Annotated in this window: 16 protein-coding genes, 1 tRNA gene and 1 pseudogene; 11 read left to right on the plus strand and 7 right to left on the minus strand. The window is 70.3% G+C overall.

Going from position 1 to position 17146, the window contains the following annotated elements; translation table 11 throughout:
* Nucleotides 1-380: LysE family translocator (locus tag BCY76_RS15510; protein WP_170922729.1), on the plus strand; the 380-nt coding region annotated here is incomplete at its 5' end.
* Between the two features lie 3 nt (nucleotides 381-383).
* Here the strand turns inward: BCY76_RS15510 and BCY76_RS15515 are convergent.
* From BCY76_RS15515 to BCY76_RS15520, 3 genes are read right to left on the minus strand one after another with little or no spacing between them, the layout of a single operon-like run.
* Complete coding sequence (locus tag BCY76_RS15515) at nucleotides 384-1397, minus strand: RNA polymerase sigma factor (RefSeq protein ID WP_237090221.1); 1014 nt, start codon at nucleotides 1395-1397, stop codon at nucleotides 384-386.
* Nucleotides 1369-1683, minus strand: a complete 315-nt coding sequence (locus tag BCY76_RS19670) for a sigma factor (protein WP_237090222.1) — start codon at nucleotides 1681-1683, stop codon at nucleotides 1369-1371. Before BCY76_RS19670 ends, BCY76_RS15515 begins: the two co-directional genes overlap by 29 nt.
* A gap of 10 nt (nucleotides 1684-1693) precedes the next feature.
* Nucleotides 1694-2041, minus strand: coding sequence for a YciI family protein (locus tag BCY76_RS15520; RefSeq protein WP_070162244.1), 348 nt, complete (start codon nucleotides 2039-2041; stop codon nucleotides 1694-1696).
* Nucleotides 2042-2414: 373 nt separating this feature from the next.
* Here BCY76_RS15520 and BCY76_RS15525 point away from each other — a divergent pair, with 373 nt between their 5' ends.
* From BCY76_RS15525 to BCY76_RS15540, 4 genes are all read left to right on the plus strand, one after another.
* Nucleotides 2415-2678, plus strand: coding sequence for a glutaredoxin family protein (locus BCY76_RS15525; protein WP_070162246.1), 264 nt, complete (start codon nucleotides 2415-2417; stop codon nucleotides 2676-2678).
* Between the two features lie 180 nt (nucleotides 2679-2858).
* A complete protein-coding gene (locus tag BCY76_RS15530; protein WP_237090223.1) occupies nucleotides 2859-3635 on the plus strand; it encodes a Pr6Pr family membrane protein in 777 nt (258 codons plus the stop codon).
* Between the two features lie 104 nt (nucleotides 3636-3739).
* Nucleotides 3740-4813, plus strand: coding sequence for a sugar-transfer associated ATP-grasp domain-containing protein (locus BCY76_RS15535; protein ID WP_083277768.1), 1074 nt, complete (start codon nucleotides 3740-3742; stop codon nucleotides 4811-4813).
* Entirely contained in the window at nucleotides 4800-5225 is a 426-nt protein-coding gene (locus tag BCY76_RS15540) for a hypothetical protein (protein WP_070162248.1), read from the plus strand. The genes BCY76_RS15535 and BCY76_RS15540 overlap by 14 nt, the downstream gene beginning before the upstream one ends.
* Before the next feature lie 38 nt (nucleotides 5226-5263).
* Here the strand turns inward: BCY76_RS15540 and BCY76_RS15545 are convergent, their stop codons facing one another.
* The gene (locus BCY76_RS15545; protein WP_070162250.1) at nucleotides 5264-5866 is read right to left on the minus strand and encodes a DUF1349 domain-containing protein; all 603 of its coding nucleotides are present in this window, start codon (nucleotides 5864-5866) and stop codon (nucleotides 5264-5266) included.
* A 279-nt stretch (nucleotides 5867-6145) separates the two neighbouring features.
* Between BCY76_RS15545 and BCY76_RS15550 the strand changes: the two genes are divergently transcribed.
* The 4 genes and pseudogenes from BCY76_RS15550 (at nucleotide 6146) to BCY76_RS15565 (ending at nucleotide 11353) form a co-directional block, all read left to right on the plus strand.
* Entirely contained in the window at nucleotides 6146-7165 is a 1020-nt protein-coding gene (locus tag BCY76_RS15550; RefSeq protein ID WP_070162252.1) for a heavy metal-binding domain-containing protein, read from the plus strand.
* Nucleotides 7155-9496, plus strand: a pseudogene (locus BCY76_RS15555) (heavy metal translocating P-type ATPase). Before BCY76_RS15550 ends, BCY76_RS15555 begins: the two are co-directional and overlap by 11 nt.
* 35 nt (nucleotides 9497-9531) lie before the next feature.
* Entirely contained in the window at nucleotides 9532-9801 is a 270-nt protein-coding gene (locus BCY76_RS15560; protein ID WP_070162256.1) for a YHS domain-containing protein, read from the plus strand.
* Between the two features lie 223 nt (nucleotides 9802-10024).
* The gene (locus tag BCY76_RS15565; protein ID WP_085437887.1) at nucleotides 10025-11353 is read left to right on the plus strand and encodes an MFS transporter; all 1329 of its coding nucleotides are present in this window, start codon (nucleotides 10025-10027) and stop codon (nucleotides 11351-11353) included.
* 1407 nt (nucleotides 11354-12760) lie between these two features.
* On the opposite strand, the gene BCY76_RS15570 is transcribed toward BCY76_RS15565, so the two are convergent.
* A tRNA-Ala gene (locus BCY76_RS15570) sits at nucleotides 12761-12833 on the minus strand.
* A 256-nt stretch (nucleotides 12834-13089) separates the two neighbouring features.
* On the opposite strand from BCY76_RS15570, the gene BCY76_RS15575 reads away from it, so the two are divergent.
* Nucleotides 13090-13944, plus strand: a complete 855-nt coding sequence (locus BCY76_RS15575; protein ID WP_070162258.1) for a hypothetical protein — start codon at nucleotides 13090-13092, stop codon at nucleotides 13942-13944.
* An 88-nt stretch (nucleotides 13945-14032) separates the two neighbouring features.
* Here the strand turns inward: BCY76_RS15575 and BCY76_RS15580 are convergent, their stop codons facing one another.
* Together BCY76_RS15580 and BCY76_RS15585 are read right to left on the minus strand one after the other, a co-directional pair.
* Nucleotides 14033-15139, minus strand: coding sequence for a serine hydrolase domain-containing protein (locus BCY76_RS15580; protein ID WP_070162260.1), 1107 nt, complete (start codon nucleotides 15137-15139; stop codon nucleotides 14033-14035).
* A gap of 50 nt (nucleotides 15140-15189) precedes the next feature.
* The gene (locus tag BCY76_RS15585) at nucleotides 15190-15933 is read right to left on the minus strand and encodes a TrmH family RNA methyltransferase (RefSeq protein ID WP_085437890.1); all 744 of its coding nucleotides are present in this window, start codon (nucleotides 15931-15933) and stop codon (nucleotides 15190-15192) included.
* Nucleotides 15934-16027: 94 nt separating this feature from the next.
* On the opposite strand from BCY76_RS15585, the gene BCY76_RS15590 reads away from it, so the two are divergent.
* Nucleotides 16028-17146: MalY/PatB family protein (locus BCY76_RS15590; protein ID WP_085437888.1), on the plus strand; the 1119-nt coding region annotated here is incomplete at its 3' end.

The following is a 17146-nucleotide window of genomic DNA, read 5'->3' on the forward strand; positions in this document are numbered from 1 at the left end:
CCAGGACCGACGACGACGCCGCCGTCGGCCCGTCGGGGGCGGTGGCCGTCGCCGCGCCGCCCAGGATCCGGAACCGGACCGCGCTGCTGGCCGGGGTGACCACGTGCCTGACGAATCCAAAGACCGGACTGTTCTTCATCGCCCTGTTCCCGCAGTTCACCTCGGCCGAGATGAGCGTGCCGCAGGTGACCTTCGCCCTGGGCGGGACGGTGGCGCTGTGCATCTTCCTCTACCTGATCGCCGTCGTGGTGCTGGCCGACGCCGCCCGTCGCTGGCTGGCCCGGCCGGCGGTCACCCACGGCATCCAGGCCGTCAGCGGGGCGGTGCTCGGCGGGCTGGGCGTCTACATGGTCGCCACGGCTCTGCCTCAGCTGATCTGAGCCTCAGGCCCCGCCCTCCACGCCGGCCAGGGCGGCGGCCAGGAAGCCCTCCTCGGCCTGGTTCCCCGGCAGCTCGAGGGCGCGCCGGTACGCTGCTGCGGCGGCGCCGTGATCCCCCAGCTGCTCCAACGTGAGCCCCCGGGCGGTGTGGAACGGCCGGAACCGCGAAAGGACCGGATCCTCGGCGAGCGCATCCAGCTCTCGCAGGCCCGTCTCCAGGCCCCGAGCCTTGCCTCGCGCGACGGCCCGACCGAGCAGGACCACCGGGCCGTCGTCGTGGGTCCGCAGCATGTCGTAGAGCACCGCGATCTGTGCCCAGTCGGTGGACTCTGCGGCGGGCGCCTCGGCATGCACCGCAGCGATGGCCGCCTGGATGGCGTACGGCCCTGCGCCAGGAGAGGCGGCCGCCTGTTCGGTGAGGGCCACACCCTCGCGGATGAGCGCCTCGTCCCACAGGGCCCGGTCCTGGGCGGCCAGCGGCACCGGGCACCCGTCGTCGGCCAACCGGGCGGGACGCCGGGCCTGGGTGAGCAGCAGCAGGGCCAGCAGGCCGGTGGTTTCGGCGGAACCCGGGATGAGTCCGTGGAGCACCCGGGCCAGGCGGATCGCCTCGCCCGTGAGGTCCTCCCGGATGTGCGCCTCTCCCCCGGTGGCGGCGAAGCCTTCGGTGTAGAGGAGGTAGATGACGCGCTGCACGCCCGCAAGACGCGCCCCGAGGTCCTGCCGTCGAGGCGGGGTGAAGGCGATGCCGAGGGTGCGGATGCGTCGCTTGGCCCGCACGATCCGCTGCTGCATGGTCGCAGTGGGCACCAGAAGCGCCTGCGCCACCTCCGCAGTGCTCAGACCGCCGAGGAACCGCAAGGTCAGCGCGATGCGGTCCTCAGGGGCGAGCAGGGGGTGGGCGCAGGCGAAGAACAGCCCGAGGCGCTCATCCGGGATCTCGGCATGCTCGTCGTCGTGGTCCTGCTGGGCGGGGTCCTCCAGCGCCTCAGGGACGGGGCCGCGGTCCTGCTCCACCCTCAGCCGCGGCCAGCGCGGCGGCCCGCACCCTGCCCCGGCGCAGGGAGTCGATGCCCTTGCGGCGCGCCGCGGTGGTCAGCCAAGCCTCCGGAACGGCGGGCACGCCCGTCTCGGACCAGCTGTGCAGCGCTTGGACGATGGCGTCCTGGAGCATGTCCTCGGCGAGGTCGAGGTCTCCGAACCGACGCGCCAGGGCGGAGAGAATGCGCGCCCGGGCGTCCCGGCCGAGGCCGGCGATCGCCCGGTGCGCGGCATCCGCTCCGCCGATGTGCGGGGCTGTCACGGCCGGCGGCTCAGTAGGGGGCCACAGGGCGGACCTCCACATGCCCGCCCGGGGCGGAGCCGGGGCTGCGGCGGGCCCACTCGATGGCCTCGTCGATGTCGGCCACCTCGATGATGTAGGTGCCGCCGACGAACTCCTGAACCTCGGCGAAGGGGCCGGAGGTGACGACCCGGGCGCCGTCGTCGTCACTGGCGACCCGCACCCCGTGCTCGGGGTCCTCCAGGGCGAAGGAGGTGACGACGACGCCGGCCTCGGTGATCTCCTTGTCGAAGGCGAAGAACTCCTCAGGGTCCGCGCCTCCGTGCTCGCCGCAGCCGGCGTCATCCGTGCGACCCATCAGCAGCAGTGCGTATTTCATAGTGACTCCTCATATCTGTCGGCCGTGGACCGCGGCCCGGGGAGGGACGCGACGAGAGCCGAAGGACGTCGCACCGGATGGTCCGACAACATCTTGACGCACGGGGTGTGCCGGGATCGACAGATCCGGGCGAAGTTTTTCTCGGGGTTCCTCTCACGCTCTCCGATCTGTGTCCCCGTTGCAGGCACGAGGCCGTCCACTGAAGCGATTCAGTCCGGCGTCGCATCCCTGGAACAGGGACAGCGACCGTGCTCGACCCGATGTCCGCCCCGGGAATCCTGCTGCACGCCCGATGGTTCCCCCTGTGGACATCACTGCAGCAGTGGACGTCGGCACAGCATCCCGCCGACCGCATCGCCCGAGAGGACCCGCCATGACCGAGACGACCCCCGCCACGATCCGCATGTTCGGCGCCCAGTGGTGCGGTGATTGCCGCCGCACCAAGGCGCAGCTGGACGGCCTCGGCGTCGACTTCCAGTACATCGACTTGGAGCAGGATGTGGCCGCCGCCGACGTCGCCCGGGAGATCTCCGGGCGCACCAACATCCCCGTAGTGGTCTACCCGGACGGCTCCCACCACGTGGAGCCCAGCAACGACGACGTCGCCGCCAAGCTGCGGGAGCTGCGGATCATCTGAGCCGTCGCAGCGGACTGCCGCGGAGCCCGACCTCCACTGACGGCCCAACGGCGAGCCCTCAGACCTGGCCCCCGAGCCACTGATGCGCTATATATGGTCGGATGACCACCCGTGCGTCGGACGTCCGGCGGTTAGCCTGACGGCGTCGGCGGGGCATGGCGAGGGGAAGGACTTCACCGGGTGGCCGAGGCCGAGACGATGACTCAGCGCGGAGACCCGCGCGCGCCGACGGCGTCGAGGATCCCGTTGCGCCGCCTGCCGACCAGCATGATCCTCTGGTCCGCCATGCGCGTGCTCGTCGCGGTGCTCGCCACTGCGGCCGTGGTCGCGCAGTTCGTCGCCGCCCTGGACGGCGCCCTCACCCATGACCGGGCTCTGGGCGCCACGGTGGGGAACTTCTTCAGCTACTTCACGATCCTCTCCAATTCGGCGGCAGCAGTGTTCCTGGCCTGGGCCGGGCTGCGTCCGCTCATCCGTCGGCGGGGATCACTGGTGGACCCGCCGGCACTGTCCCTAGGGCTGGCCTGTGTGACCAGCTGCGTGCTGATCACCGGGGCGGTCTACAACACTCTGCTGCGCCATCTGCCGCTGCCTCCCGGCAGTGAGCCCCCGCCGTGGTCGAACGAGGTGCTGCACCTGGTGGTGCCGCTGTTCGTCTTCGCCGACCTGCTGCTGGGGCCGCGCCGACGCGCTCTGCCGTGGCGTGCCCTGTGGGTGATGGTGGCGTTCCCGCTGCTGTGGGCGATCTACACAATGGTCCGAGGCCCGCTGGTCACCGATCCGGCCACCGGCGCACCCTTCTGGTACCCCTACCCCTTCATGGATCCGGGCAACCCGGACCTGGCGCCGCTGGCCGGCTACCCGGGCGTGATCCTCTACCTGGCCGGCATCGCGGCGGCCATGATCGCCGTCAGCGCCGTCGTCGTCTGGTGCGGGCGCCGCGGACCCGGGCTGTGACACCGCTGATGCGGGACTTTCCCAGAGACGCATTCGAGACTTCGACCATGGTCGAGCCGGGCTGCTGACGGCCCGGCACCACATCACCTCTCAAGGGAGTCGGCATGAACCTGGACACGATAGAGCAAGCTGACGATGCCCTGAGGATGAAGGTCCGGGCCCGACTGAACCGCCGGAACGCGGCGAAGGTGCTGCGATCGATCGAATCCGCGACAGGCCCGGTGCCGCGGCATGTCAGAGCGCAGGCCGACGACTACGCAGGGGATGTGCTCGGTTCCAGGAGCCATGCGGCCTGGCTGTACGTCTATTGCGCGATCGGCGGTGAGTTCCGCGAGGGGTGGATTCCCGACGACTACTACATGTCCGTGGTGCTTCCCGCGATCGAGGGTCGGCATGGCGCACTCTCGGACATGCGGGCGATGACGGCTCGCATCTTCGGGCACGAGAAGGAGATCCCCGACAGCGGATACGTGGTCAAGGGGCGGCTGTTCAGCGCATCGCTCGACGAGAGCGCATCCCTGGAGGAGTTCACCGACCTGGTCTTCGCCGGAGGCGACCGAGTGGTGTTCAAAGCTGACGGGAGCGCGCGCGGTCGAGGCGTGCAGATCCTGGATCGAGAGAGCTTCACCCGGACCGCGGGGGACCTTCCCGACGGCGTGGTTCAGCCCTTCATCCACCAGCACGAGGCATTCGCTGAGATCGCGTCCGGCTCAGTCGGGACGCTGCGGATGACGACGGTCGTCGAACCTGACGGGCAGACGTCACTCAGGGATGCGTACCTGCGCTTCGGGCGGGAGACGGAGGACCACGTCGCCTCGGATTCGAACATCCGCGTACTGCTCGACACCGCCACGGGAGCCTTCAGCCCGATCGGCTACACGGTGGACTGGCTCGAGATCGACCGGCATCCCGACTCCGGCGCCGTGTTCGCCGGACGTGAGGTGCCGAACTACGCCGCCTGCCGCGAGGCCGTGGAACGGCTGCATCGACGATTCCCGGTGGCCCCGGTGATCGGGTGGGACCTGACCGTTTCTCAGGACGGCTCAGTCCACGTGCTCGAGTGGAACAACGGCCACAACGACATCAAATTCTCCGAAGCGACCTCGGGACCGTGCTTCACAGGGCTGGGATGGGAGCACCTCGGCCGGAAGGGAGGGCGGCCCGGTGTCCCTCACTGAGACGGAGGCGCCCGCGGCGATCTTCGCCCAGTCTGGCGCAGCCCTCTCCCCCGATCAGCGAGTCGTCGACCTGCTGGCGGATCTCATCGGAAGCACCTCTCTGGCTCTCGGCCTGGGACTGACCTTGGCGCCGAAGAAAGTGGGGAGCCTCCTGGGCCTCGACGGGACGCCACCGGCGCGAGCCCGTCTCATCGGTGTCGCCGACGTCGGCCTCGGGTCCGCGATCCTCACATCCTCCCGCATCTGGCCGCGACGGCGCTGGCCAGCCCTGATGGCCCGTGAAGGCCTCCACCTGGTCATCGCCTCAGAGTATGCCCGCCACTGCAGAACCCCGGCAGCACTCGCCATGATCGGGCTGTTCATCGTCGATGGGGTCGTCACCGTGATGATGCACCGGCAGGAGCGCCGCTGATCAGCCGCCCGGGCGATCGCCCCATCCTAGCGCCCGGCTCACGGGTGCAGGGCGACGTCGGCTTCAGTGGTCCGCCACGCGTGGAAGGTCACGGTCAGCCCGGCCCGTGTCGGGGCACAGACCAGCGGGCCGGCGGCGACGTCGTCGCGGGCGGGGAACGGGAAGACCCGCAGCAGGCGCAGCTCGCCGCCGAGGAGCCCCGCGCGCACGGTGATCGCGTCATCGCTCCAGCTGGCGCGGACCAGCACCCGCTGGCCCAGCCAGTCGTCCGCCGGGGAGAGCGACCAGTCCGAGGCGCCATCGGTGACGACGGCGCCGGCGCTGAGGTGCCCGTCCGAGAACTCCGTGGCGGCCTTGGTCCAGTGATCCTGCGCGGCGCGGATGAACAGGCCCGCCTGGTCGAACTGGGCGGAGAAGTCAGCCGTGTACTCCACCTCCATGGCGGTGCCGGGCCGGAAAGGTGCCAGCAGGGCGTGTTCGGTGTCGTGGACGAAGCCGTAGCTGGTGTGCCGCCAGGCGTCAGAGGTCTCCACCGCGGTGACCAGAAGGTCTGAGCCCTGGTTCTCCACCGCCGCGGGCGGGTTGCTCCACACTCCCTGCTCCCAGGGGATGTCCCCGGACGGAACGGACGACGACGTCATGGCGGCTCCTCTGGGAGAGCTGATCAGGGACGGGTGCGGGTGCGGGTGGTGCGGCGTGAGTGATGACGCCTCCGGATGACACCCCTAGATGATGCCACCGGGGCAGCTCTCACCGGGACAGATCTCACCGTATATCCCGCCACCTGTACAGCGGAAGCCCCCGGGCGGCGCACCGCTTCACCCCACCCCTTGACAGGTACCCCCTAGGGGTATACTTTTGTCTCCCAGGTACCCCATTGGGGTATATCCATCGACCGTCCGGGAGAGAAGGAGCCACCGATGAAGGCACCCGCACGACTGGGGCTGTACGGGCTGATCCTGGTGACCGTGTTCGCCGTGGCCGGATTCACGGCGAACGCCGTCGTCCCCGACGCCACCGTGCAGACCTGGACCGACCAGAGCCCAGACGGCCACCACCAGAACGAGGACGGAGACGAGGACATGACCGGCACAACGCACCACGGCCACCACCCAGACCCGGCGGCGCTGGGACTCGGGCTGGCCCAGGACGGCTACCGACTCACCGACGTCAGCGCGCCTGCCTCCCCCGGAGTCCACGGCGAGCTGACCTTCGCGGTCACCGGCCCCGACGGCCGACCGGTCACCGACTTCGCGCTCGAGCACGAGAAGGAGCTGCACCTGATCGTCGTGCGTGCCGACGGCCAGCACTTCGCCCACGTGCACCCTGAGCGCGACGAGACCGGCACGTGGTCGATCCCCTGGGAGTGGGAGGCCGCAGGGTCCTACCGCATCATCGCCGACTTCCTCCCCGCCGAGACCGGGGAAGGGCTCACCCTCTCCACCACCGTGCACGCCGGGGGCGACTACACTCCGACACCGGCTGAGCAGCCGATCACCGCCGCCACGACGGACGGCTTCGACGTCGCCGTCGAGGGTGACCTCGTCGCAGGGGAAGCCTCCCCGCTGACCATGACTGTCTCTCGCGACGGCGAGCCCGTCACCACCCTGGAGCCCTACCTGGGCGCCTTCGGGCACCTGGTGGCCCTGCGCGACGGAGACCTGGCCTATCTGCACGTCCATCCGCACGGGGCCGCCCCGCAGCCCGGGGAGACCTCGGGGCCTGAGATCGCCTTCGAGGCCACGGCCCCCACCGAGGGCCGCTACCTGCTGTACCTGGACTTCCAGGTCGACGGGCAGGTCCACACGGCTCCCTTGGTGCTCGACGCGGGCGACGCGGGCGACGCGGGCGACGCGGGCGACGCGGGCGACCGACCCGACCACGGCACGCACGAGGACGACACGCACGAGGACGAGGACGGAGCAGATCATGACCACTGAGCGCACCAGCACCCCCGACAGCCTCGCCGGCGTCGAGCTGAGGATCGGCGGCATGACCTGCGCCTCCTGCGCGAACCGGATCGAGAAGAAGCTCAACCGGCTCGACGGCGTCACAGCGAGCGTGAACTACGCGACGGAGAAGGCCAGCGTCACCGCTCCCCACGACTACGACCCCCAGCTGCTGATCGCCGAGGTGGAGAAGACCGGCTACACCGCCGAACTCCCACCCGCCGCCACGGACGCCGCCCAGGCCGCCGGGGAGGAGCGCGAATCGAGCGAGGACACCGAGATCCGGGTGCTCAGGCAGCGACTGATCGGGGCGGCCGCCCTCTCCGTGCCGGTCATCGCCATGGCCATGATTCCGGCGCTGCAGTTCGACTACTGGGGATTCGCGTCCCTGGTCCTGGCCGCACCGGTCGTGGTGTGGGCGGGCTGGCCCTTCCACCGGGCCGCCTGGGCCAACCTCAGGCACGGCACGGCCACGATGGACACGCTGATCTCAGTGGGCACCTCCGCCGCGTTGGTGTGGTCGGTCATCGCGCTGTTCTTCGGCACCGCCGGTCAGCCCGGCGTCGTCCACCCCTTCGAGCTCACGATCTCCCGGGCCGACGGGCTCGGCCACATCTATCTGGAGGTCGGCGCCGGGGTGATCACCTTCATCCTGTTGGGGCGCTACTTCGAGAAGCGCTCCAAGCGCCAGGCCGGCGCCGCCCTGCGGGCCCTGCTGGAGCTGGGGGCCAAGGAGGTCTCGATCCTCCGGCAGGGCCAGGAGGTGCGGGTCCCCGTCGACGAGCTGTCGGTCGGCGACGAGTTCGTCGTCCGCCCCGGCGAGAAGATCGCCACTGACGGCACGATCGTCTCGGGGACCTCCGCCGTCGACGCTTCCATGCTCACCGGCGAATCGGTGCCGGTGGAGGTCTCCGCGGGCGACGCCGTCACCGGCGCCACGGTGAACGCCGGCGGGCGGCTGGTGGTGCGGGCGACGCGCGTGGGCGCCGACACCCAACTGGCACAGATGGCGAAGATGGTTGAGGACGCGCAGTCCGGGAAGGCCAAGATCCAGCGGCTGGCCGATCGCGTCTCCGCCGTGTTTGTGCCCGTGGCGATCGCCATCGCCGTCGCCACGCTCGGAGCCTGGCTGGGGGCCGGATTCCCGGTCAGCGCGGCCTTCACCGCCACCGTGGCGGTGCTGATCATCGCCTGCCCGTGCGCCTCGGGCTGGCGACGCCGACCGCACTGCTGGTCGGCACCGGGCGCGGAGCCCAGATGGGCGTGCTCATCAAGGGCCCGGAGATCCTGGAGTCCACGCGCAGGGTCGACACCATCGTGCTGGACAAGACCGGCACCGTCACCACCGGGAAGATGACCCTGGCAGACGTCATCCCTGCCGCCGGCGTGGACCGCTCCGAGCTGCTGCGGATCACCGGCGGCCTGGAGGACCACTCGGAGCACCCCATCGCGCAGGCCGTCGCCGCCGGCGCGACCGCGGAGGTGGGCGAGCTGCCCACCCCGGAGTCCTTCGAGAACATCGAAGGACTCGGGGTCCAGGGGGTGATCGACGGTCATGCCGTCGTCGCCGGACGCGAGGCGCTGCTGGCGGACTGGTCGATGCACCTGGACGAAGATCTCCGGTCCGCCAAACGCGCGGCGGAGGCCGAGGGCCGGACCGCGATCACAGTGGGCTGGGACGGCCAGGTCCGCGGCGTGCTGGTGGTCTCCGACACGATCAAACCCACCTCCGCGGAGGCCATCGCCCAGTTCAGAGAGCTGGGACTGACCCCGGTCCTGCTGACCGGCGACAACCAGGCCGTGGCCGAGCAGGTCGCCTCCGAGGTCGGCATCACGGAGGTCTTCGCCGAGGTGCTGCCGCAGGACAAGGTCGACGTCGTCACCCGGCTGCAGGATCAGGGCAAGGTGGTGGCCATGGTCGGCGACGGCGTCAACGACGCCCCCGCCCTGGCCCAGGCCGACCTCGGCCTGGCCATGGGCACCGGCACCGACGTCGCCATCGAGGCCGCTGACATCACCCTGGTCCGCGGCGATCTGCGGGCGGCGGCCGACGCGATCCGTCTCGCCCGACGGACCCTGCGCACGATCAAGCAGAACCTGTTCTGGGCCTTCGGGTACAACACCACGGCGATCCCCATCGCAGCGTTCGGGCTGCTCAACCCGATGCTCGCGGGGGCGGCGATGGCCTTCTCCAGCGTGTCGGTGGTCGCCAACAGCCTCAGGCTGCGCGGATTCAGGGCCACGGCCGACGACGGCGCCGCCCCGGCGGTCCGTACCGCGGCGCCGGCACGCGGATCGGCGAACGAGTCGGCGAACACCTGACCATCCATCATCGAGACCAGCCGAGAGGACACACGATGACTGCACGAGAGAGCCTGCCCCTGACCGACACCTCCTCCGGCGGTGGGAGCTGCTGCGGCCACACGCCCCGCCCTGAGGCCACCACGAAGGCCCCGGCCGACGACATGGCCGAATGCCCGGTGATGGCCGGCACCCCGGTCGTCAAGGCCCAGGCGGAGGAGGCCGGCCTGTACCGCGACCACCGGGGCACGCGGTATTGGTTCTGCTGCGCAGCCTGCGGCCCGCTCTTCGACGCGGACCCGGAGCAATACGCGCACCCCGCGTGATCCACCGACGGTCTCAGCCCGCCCCGGCTTCAACCTGCCCCGGCTTCAACCGTGACCGGGCCGACGTCGGCCAGTGGCGGCGCCCTGCGCCCCCGACGCTCCCCGACTCCCGAGGTCGCTGGGCGCCGGGGGTGCGGGTGCTCCCGAGGAGCACATTCACACCCCGGGAATACCCCCTAGGGGTATATCGTTGGTCATCGGTGAGACACTCTAGGAGGACCCCATGAGTCTGTTCGCGATCCGCGACTACCGGCACCTCTTCAGCGCCCAGGTCATCGCGCTCTTCGGCACCGGCCTGGCCACGGTCGCACTCGGCCTGCTCGCCTATGACCTGGCCGGAGCCCAGGCCGGGGCGGTCCTCGGGACCGCGCTGACCATCAAGATGGTCATGTACGTGCTCGTCGCCCCGGTGGTGGGGGCCTACGCCGACCGTCTGCCCCGGCGGATGTTCCTCACCCTGCTCGACGCGGTGCGGGCCGGCGTCGTCCTGGCCCTCCCGTTCGTCACGGAGATCTGGCAGATCTACCTCCTGGTCGGCCTCCTCCAGGCCGCCTCGGCGGCCTTCACGCCGACGTTCCAGGCCACCATCCCCGACATCGTGCCGCAGAAGGCCGACTACACCCGGGCCCTGTCTGCGTCGCAGGTCGCCTACACCATGGAGAGCCTGCTCAGCCCGGTCCTGGCGGCCGTCGCCCTGACCTTCATGTCCTTCAACTGGCTGTTCGTCGGCACCTCCGCGGGCTTCCTGGTCTCGGCCGCCCTGGTGCTCTCCACGCGCATCCCCGACGCCCGGCCCAGCGGCCACACCGGCGTCTGGGCACGAGTCGCCTCCGGCAGTGGGCTCATGCTGCGCACCACTGGGCTGCGCGGGGTCCTCGCCCTGAACCTCGTCGTCGCCGCGGCCGGCGCGATCGTCGTGGTCAACACGGTCAACTACGTGCGGGACCAGCTCGGGGGAACCCAGGCGGACGTCGCCTGGATGCTGGCCGCCTCAGGCCTCGGCACCCTGGTGGCCGCACTGATGCTGCCTCGCGTGCTGGATTCCGTGCGTGAACGGTCCGTGATGATGACCGGCGCCGTGACCCTGCTGGTGGGCGTGCTCGCCGCCGTGACGATGAGCGCCACCGGCATCACCGCCTGGGGCGTCACCGCTCCGCTCTGGGCGCTCATCGGGGCGGGCATGGCACTGATCGTCACGCCCACCGGACGGGTGATCCGCGGCAGCGTGGAGGACCACCAGCTGCCGGCGGTGTTCGCCGCACAGTTCTCCCTGTCCCACGCCGCCTGGCTGGTCACCTACCCGATCGCCGGATGGCTCGGCACCGCCGTCGGGCTCACCCCCGCCTGGGCGACTCTGGCCCTGCTGGCCCTCGCCGGGCTGGTCAGCGCCTGGGTGCTGTGGCCTCGCCGTGTGGAGCTCCCAGCCTCCGTGCCGGAGGAGGCCCTCGCGCCCCCGGCCCAGGGTGGCCACGATCCCTCCCGCCCCACGGAGGCCGAGGCCTCGGAGGGGATGCTGGCAGCCTGCCAGTGCGCGGCGGCCCGGGCGGTGTAGGGGCGCGCACCGGCCCATCACCGCCTGCGCGATCTGCCCCATCGTCTCGCCGCGCCGTCCGGCCCGCAGCACACCGGGACGCGCGCGTCGAGTCACGACCACGCTCCGGGTGATGAGGCGGAGTGAGAGCCGGTCAGCGACGTCGATGTCGGGCTCCAGGCGCAGCAGCAGGGCCAGCGTCGAACGGATCATGGCGTCATCATCGGTCAGCAGCAGACCCTTCAACAGACCCGGGACCAGGGGTGATGGGCATGACAATGACGTGATCGAGTCACTCTGGGGCGCCCTGCAGATCGAACTGCTCAACGTAGGATGCGGAATACCCGGATGCAGATTGCCACCGCGACCCTCGACTATATCGAGCTTGCGACCACTGAGACTGTCGCCGCAGCGCCTGAGATGTGAAGACACTGGAGAGCGTCGACAGCTTCTGGGGATCCGCGGCCCATCCCCTTGAATCCTCGTAGCCCGAAGGAACGAAACCCAGGACGGTTCGCTCAGGGACGGAGTTCCCAGGGGTCGAGTTGACCGGCGCTGGCGTACTCGCTCCCGCTGTCCCAGGCGAGCACGGTCGCGCGCGAGATCTCACCAACTGTGAGCCATCGCGATCCACCGCTGTCTCGGTGGTAGCCGAGGAACAGATGGCGCGTTCTCCAGGGCCTGTCTGGACGGTCCTCGTTGTCCATGACCTCCCGGGGATCCTGAGCTGCGCTTCCCCAAAGCTGCAGGACCCGGGCGTCGGGATTCAAGACACGTGTGAGCTCGTCCAGGACGCTCTGGCGGTGCGGCGAGTGCACCCAGATGATCGCGCCGCAGACTGTCGAGCGCGATATTCCTCGGTCGTCAAGCGCATCACGAACCGCTTCAGCCAACGACTCAGGTGCGCTCCACTCTCCCTCGACGGGAATATAGGCCCCTCCGTTGACCTGCGGTGCGACGCCGCGGAGGGGCGGCGGGCCACCACGACGACGGAGATTCCCCGCTCCATGAGAGTCCGTACGGCTGGCCTGAGCATCCCGGTGCCCCCGATGATGACAACACACTGACCCTTCGACGAGTGATCAACCTCCACTTGCTCTCCGCCTCCCGTTCCAGTTCGTGTCAGGGTCAGTCAGACGGCCCCGACAGCATGCAGTACGTGGGGACACTTCTGAATGACCGCACCGCCAGTTCACCCACCCTGACATAGACACGCCGCTGGATTCACAGGCCTGCGGCCATATTCACCGAGAACACGGTTGACGATCGTTCCGCGTCAGAGTGGGAGGGTAGGCACCCCCCCCGGGGGGGGGGGAAGGACAGCCCGGAGTTTAGGGATCGATGCCGAAGAGTTCGAGGAAGACGCGCCCGCAACGAACGAACCCTGCCCGGCGTCGCCGCGGGGCAGGGTTCGGACGTCTTCAGTTGTGGAGCTAAGGGGAGTCGAACCCCTGACCTCGTCGATGCGAACGACGCGCTCTACCAGCTGAGCTATAGCCCCGTATGCAGTGTCGCCGCACCGGCTCTTCTGCAGATCATCTCCGCAGATCGCCGCGCGCGACCACACCAGGATATAACCGCGGAGCCGCTCACAGAAATTCCTGGACGGCAGATGACGCCGGGAACCGCCTGTCCCCGCCGTCATCGCTGGTCACCAGCGCATAGGGGCACCGTCACACGATGTCGACCCGCGTTCCTGCACCCGGGGCGTGAGCACCGCCACTGCTGAGCCGGCCTGAATCCCTGATACTGGTGGGATGACCGTCTCCACCGCGCCCTCCCCCGCCGTCGTCGCCGAGCCTGCCTTCGGGCTGCTGCTGGACGTGGACGGCCCCATCGCCTCGCCGGTCTCGCGGACGGTGGCGATCACCTCCATCGGCCGCGATCTGGCCGCCATGGCCAACCGGGGCATCCCGGTCATCTTCAACACCGGGCGCTCCGACGACTTCATCGCCCGTGAGGTGGTCCCGCCGCTGCGCGAGGCGGGCCTGCGCGAGGGCGCCCCGGTCTTCACCATCAGCGAGAAGGGCGCGGTCTGGGCCGAGGTCACCCCGGAGGGTCTCGGCGAGATCCACCTCGACGACGAGCTGCGCCTGCCCGGCGCACTGGCCGACGACGTCCGCGCCCTGGTGGCCGAGCGGTTCAGCGGGCACATGTTCTTCGACGAGACCAAGCGGGCCATGATCTCCCTGGAGCAGCGCACCGACGTCGCCAACGAGGACTACCTGGCGGTCCAGCCGGAGTTCGACGCCGCCGTCCCCGCCCTGCTGGAGAAGCACCAGGTCCGTGACGTCCGCATCGACCCGACCATCATCTCCACCGACATCGAGCACGAGCGTCTCGGCAAGGACCTCGGCGCCGCCCGGGCCCTGGAGCTGCTCCGCGAGCGCGGCATCACCCCGCAGGCCTGGTACACCATGGGCGACTCCCGCACCGACTACGCGATGGCCTCCTGGCTGCACGAGCGCGGCCACCAGGTCAGCCATGTGGACGTCCGCCCCGCCGACGGCATCCCGGAGACCGCCCACCCGGTGCTGACCTCGGACACCGGCGCCATCCATGACGACGCCGGCGCCGAGTTCCTCAGCCGTTGGGCCCGTTCGCTGGGCTGAGGTCCACCGGGGTCACTCCCTGCGACCTCCCTGACGGCGCGTAGGACAGTCCAGGCCCACCAGAAGCTGCTCCCCGCCGACTCAGACGTTACGCCCCTTCAATGCCCCGCAGCTCTCCGAGCAGAGCGAACACGCGCTCGTCCATGGCCACCTGCATCATGACCAGGCAGATCCTGCCATCGGGGTCGACGAAGAAGTCAGTGCCGAGCCCGCCGGACCAGCCGAACCGCCCTCGATGCGGCCCCTCCGTCACCACGGACACCCCGTAGCCCCACCCGGTGCCCTCCCAGAATCCCGGGAAGAAGCTGTCCGAGGCCTTCGCGCCCTCATCCACCTGATCCCGGCACAGCTCGTCCCGCAGGTCAGGGCTGATCACCCGGCCGTCACGCAGCGCGCTGAGGAACGCATGGTAGTCCGCCAGGGTCGACACCAGCTCGGAGTGGCTCACATCGAAAGGCGCTGGTGCGGCATAGAAACCAGCTGCCGCCGGCTCACACCGCTCGAAGCCCTCAGCGCCGCGCTGGAACACGGCCGGCAGACGGTGCACCTGGTCAGTGGGCACCGTGAAGCCGGTGTCCGTCATGCCTGCGGGGGTGAACACGGTCTCGGCGAGCACCTCGTCAGTGCTGCCGCGGCCGAGACGTCCGAGCAGAATGCCGAGCAGCCCGAAGGAGTGGTGATAACGCCACCCCTCGCCGGGTTCGAACGCCAGCGGCAGGGACGCGAGCGCGTCGAGCCAGTCCTGAGCGCCCAGTGCGACAGGTTCGGCACCTGCCTCCACCTCCGCGTCGACCATCGCCTGCTTCAGTGGGGAATCGGCGGTCATGATCCCGCAGCCGGACTGATTCGTGAGCAGATGACGCACCGTGATCGGCGCACGGGCAGGCTGCGCATCCTCCAGCGGAGCATCAGGATGGGCGAGCACGCGCGGCTCGGCCAGCTCCGGCAGCCAGGCGGCGATCGGATCGTCGAGGGCGATCTCCCCGTCCTGCACCAGTCGCAGCGTCGCCACGGCGGTGACGGCCTTCGTCATCGACTGGATGCGGAAGATCGTGTCGACTCCCAGAGGAGCCCCGCCCGGAGCATCGAGGCCGACGCTGAACGGCTCATACTCGTCGCCGTAGGTGCCGACGGCGCCGGGCATCGTCCCGGCGTCGACGTGACGGACGAGGAGCTCGTGCAGGGAATCGGACACGGAGGCCCCTTTCGTCGGAGGGCGTCGGTGCCGCCCATCCTAGCGCCGATCTACTCCAGCTGGGCGTGCTGGCGGATCCAGGCGTGCATCGCGATGCCGGCGGCAGTGCCGGCGTTGATGGACCGGGTGGAGCCGAACTGCGCGATGGACAGGGTCGCCTCGGCGGCGGCCCGCATCTGCTCACTGAGACCCGGGCCCTCCTGCCCGAAGACCATCACACACTCCCGCGGCAGGGTGTAGGTCTCCAGCGGCACGGACTCGGGGAAGAGGTCCACGCCCAGCACCGGCAGCCCCTCCTCCTTCGCCCAGGCGACGAACTCCTCCACGGTGGCGTGGTGACGGACGTGCTGGTACCGGTCGGTGACCATCGCGCCCCGGCGGTTCCACCGGCGTCGGCCGATGATGTGCACCTCGGCGGCCAGGAAGGCGTTGGCCGTGCGCACCACCGTGCCGATGTTGAAGTCGTGCTGCCAGTTCTCGATGGCCACGTGGAACCCGTGCCGGCGGGTGTCCAGATCGGCGACGATCGCCTCATGGCGCCAGTAGCGGTACCGGTCCACCACATTGCGCCGGTCGCCGTGACGCAGCAGCTCCGGGTCCCAGTGCTCCCCCTCGGGCCAGGGCCCCTCCCAGGGCCCGACGCCGACCTCGCGGGCATCGGGATCGTTCGCATCGGCGGCCCGGGCGGCAGATGCGCGAGCGCCTGATTCGCGAGCACCGGCCGCCTGGCCCCCTGACGGCTCGCCTGCTGCGGTGGGCGTGGCATCCGGGCGGGGGCGGGGCGCGTCATCCATGCGCACGAGGCTACCGGAGCCGGCCCCGGCCGCACCGCCCACGGGACTCGTCGCCCCTCCCCTCACCCCCGAGCCTCGACGTAGGCTCGGCCCTATGGCTCAGAGCACCCCGCACGTCGAGTCCCCCGCTCGTCCGTCATCCCCGCCCAACCCGCTGGAGCGGCTCTCGCTGGCGGACCTGCGCACCCGGCGCAGCGCCAAATGGCGAGCCTTCGGCGACGGTGTTCTGCCGCTCTGGGTGGCGGAGATGGACGTCCCCCTGGCCGAACCGATCGCCGACGCGCTGCGCGGCGTCATCGATCGCGGCGACACCGGATACCCCGCCGGCCGCGGCTATGCGGAGTCGCTGGCCGGATTCGCCGAGCGCCGCTGGGGGTGGAGCCTGGATGTCGCGCACACCAGCACGGTCCCGGATGTGATGCGCGGGATCACCGAGGCGCTGAAGCTGATCAGCACACCCGGCGACGCCGTCGTCGTCGCCTCCCCGGTGTACCCGCCGTTCTACCAGTACCCCGCCGAGGCAGGCCGGCGTGTGGTGCAGACCCCACTGGACCCGGCAGGACGGCTCGACCCGGCCGCGCTGGAGGAGACCTTCGCGGAGGCCGCCCGCACCTCGACCTCCCCGGTATTCCTGCTGGCGAATCCGCACAACCCGACCGGCGTGGTGCACACCCGCGCCGAGCTGGAGCAGCTGGCGGAGCTCGCCGACCGGCACGGACTTCGGGTGGTCGCCGATGAGATCCACGCCCCGCTGGTCCTCGGCTCGACACCTGACCCCGGCGATCCCGGCGTCGACGGTGCAGACTCCGACGGTGCCCCGGTCCGCTTCACGCCGTACCTGTCCGTGGATCCGCGGGGCATCAGTCTGATGTCCGCCTCGAAGGGCTGGAACCTGGCCGGGCTGAAGGCGGCGGTGATGATCGCCGGGCCCGACGCCGTCGCGGATCTGTGGCGTCTGCCGGACATCGTCGCGCACGGACCCAGCCATGTGGGCGCGCTCGCGCACACTGCCGCCTTCGCCCACGGCGAGCCGTGGCTGGACGCGTTGCTGGACGGCCTGCGCGCCAACCGGACGCTGCTGGGTGAGCTGCTGGCCGAGCATGCGCCGCAGGTGCGGTGGACTCCGCCGCAGGCCACCTATCTGGCGTGGCTGGACTTCCGGGCGACCGCGCTGGCCGGGGCCGAGGACGTCGTCGCGGCCGCAGGCGCCGAG

The organism is Nesterenkonia sp. PF2B19 (genome assembly GCF_001758425.2).
Lineage (GTDB): Bacteria > Actinomycetota > Actinomycetes > Actinomycetales > Micrococcaceae > Nesterenkonia > Nesterenkonia aethiopica.

Bases quoted from the DNA above. Each gene is read 5' to 3' on its own strand.
- BCY76_RS15575 (WP_070162258.1), top strand. From the start codon at position 13,090: ATGACCGTCTCCACCGCGCCCTCCCCCGCCGTCGTCGCCGAGCCTGCC.
- BCY76_RS15565 (WP_085437887.1), top strand. From the start codon at position 10,025: ATGAGTCTGTTCGCGATCCGCGACTACCGGCACCTCTTCAGCGCCCAG.
- BCY76_RS15545 (WP_070162250.1), bottom strand. From the start codon at position 5,866: ATGACGTCGTCGTCCGTTCCGTCCGGGGACATCCCCTGGGAGCAGGGA.
- BCY76_RS15535 (WP_083277768.1), top strand. From the start codon at position 3,740: ATGAACCTGGACACGATAGAGCAAGCTGACGATGCCCTGAGGATGAAG.
- BCY76_RS15560 (WP_070162256.1), top strand. From the start codon at position 9,532: ATGACTGCACGAGAGAGCCTGCCCCTGACCGACACCTCCTCCGGCGGT.
- BCY76_RS15520 (WP_070162244.1), bottom strand. From the start codon at position 2,041: ATGAAATACGCACTGCTGCTGATGGGTCGCACGGATGACGCCGGCTGC.
- BCY76_RS15550 (WP_070162252.1), top strand. From the start codon at position 6,146: ATGAAGGCACCCGCACGACTGGGGCTGTACGGGCTGATCCTGGTGACC.
- BCY76_RS15585 (WP_085437890.1), bottom strand. From the start codon at position 15,933: ATGGATGACGCGCCCCGCCCCCGCCCGGATGCCACGCCCACCGCAGCA.
- BCY76_RS15525 (WP_070162246.1), top strand. From the start codon at position 2,415: ATGACCGAGACGACCCCCGCCACGATCCGCATGTTCGGCGCCCAGTGG.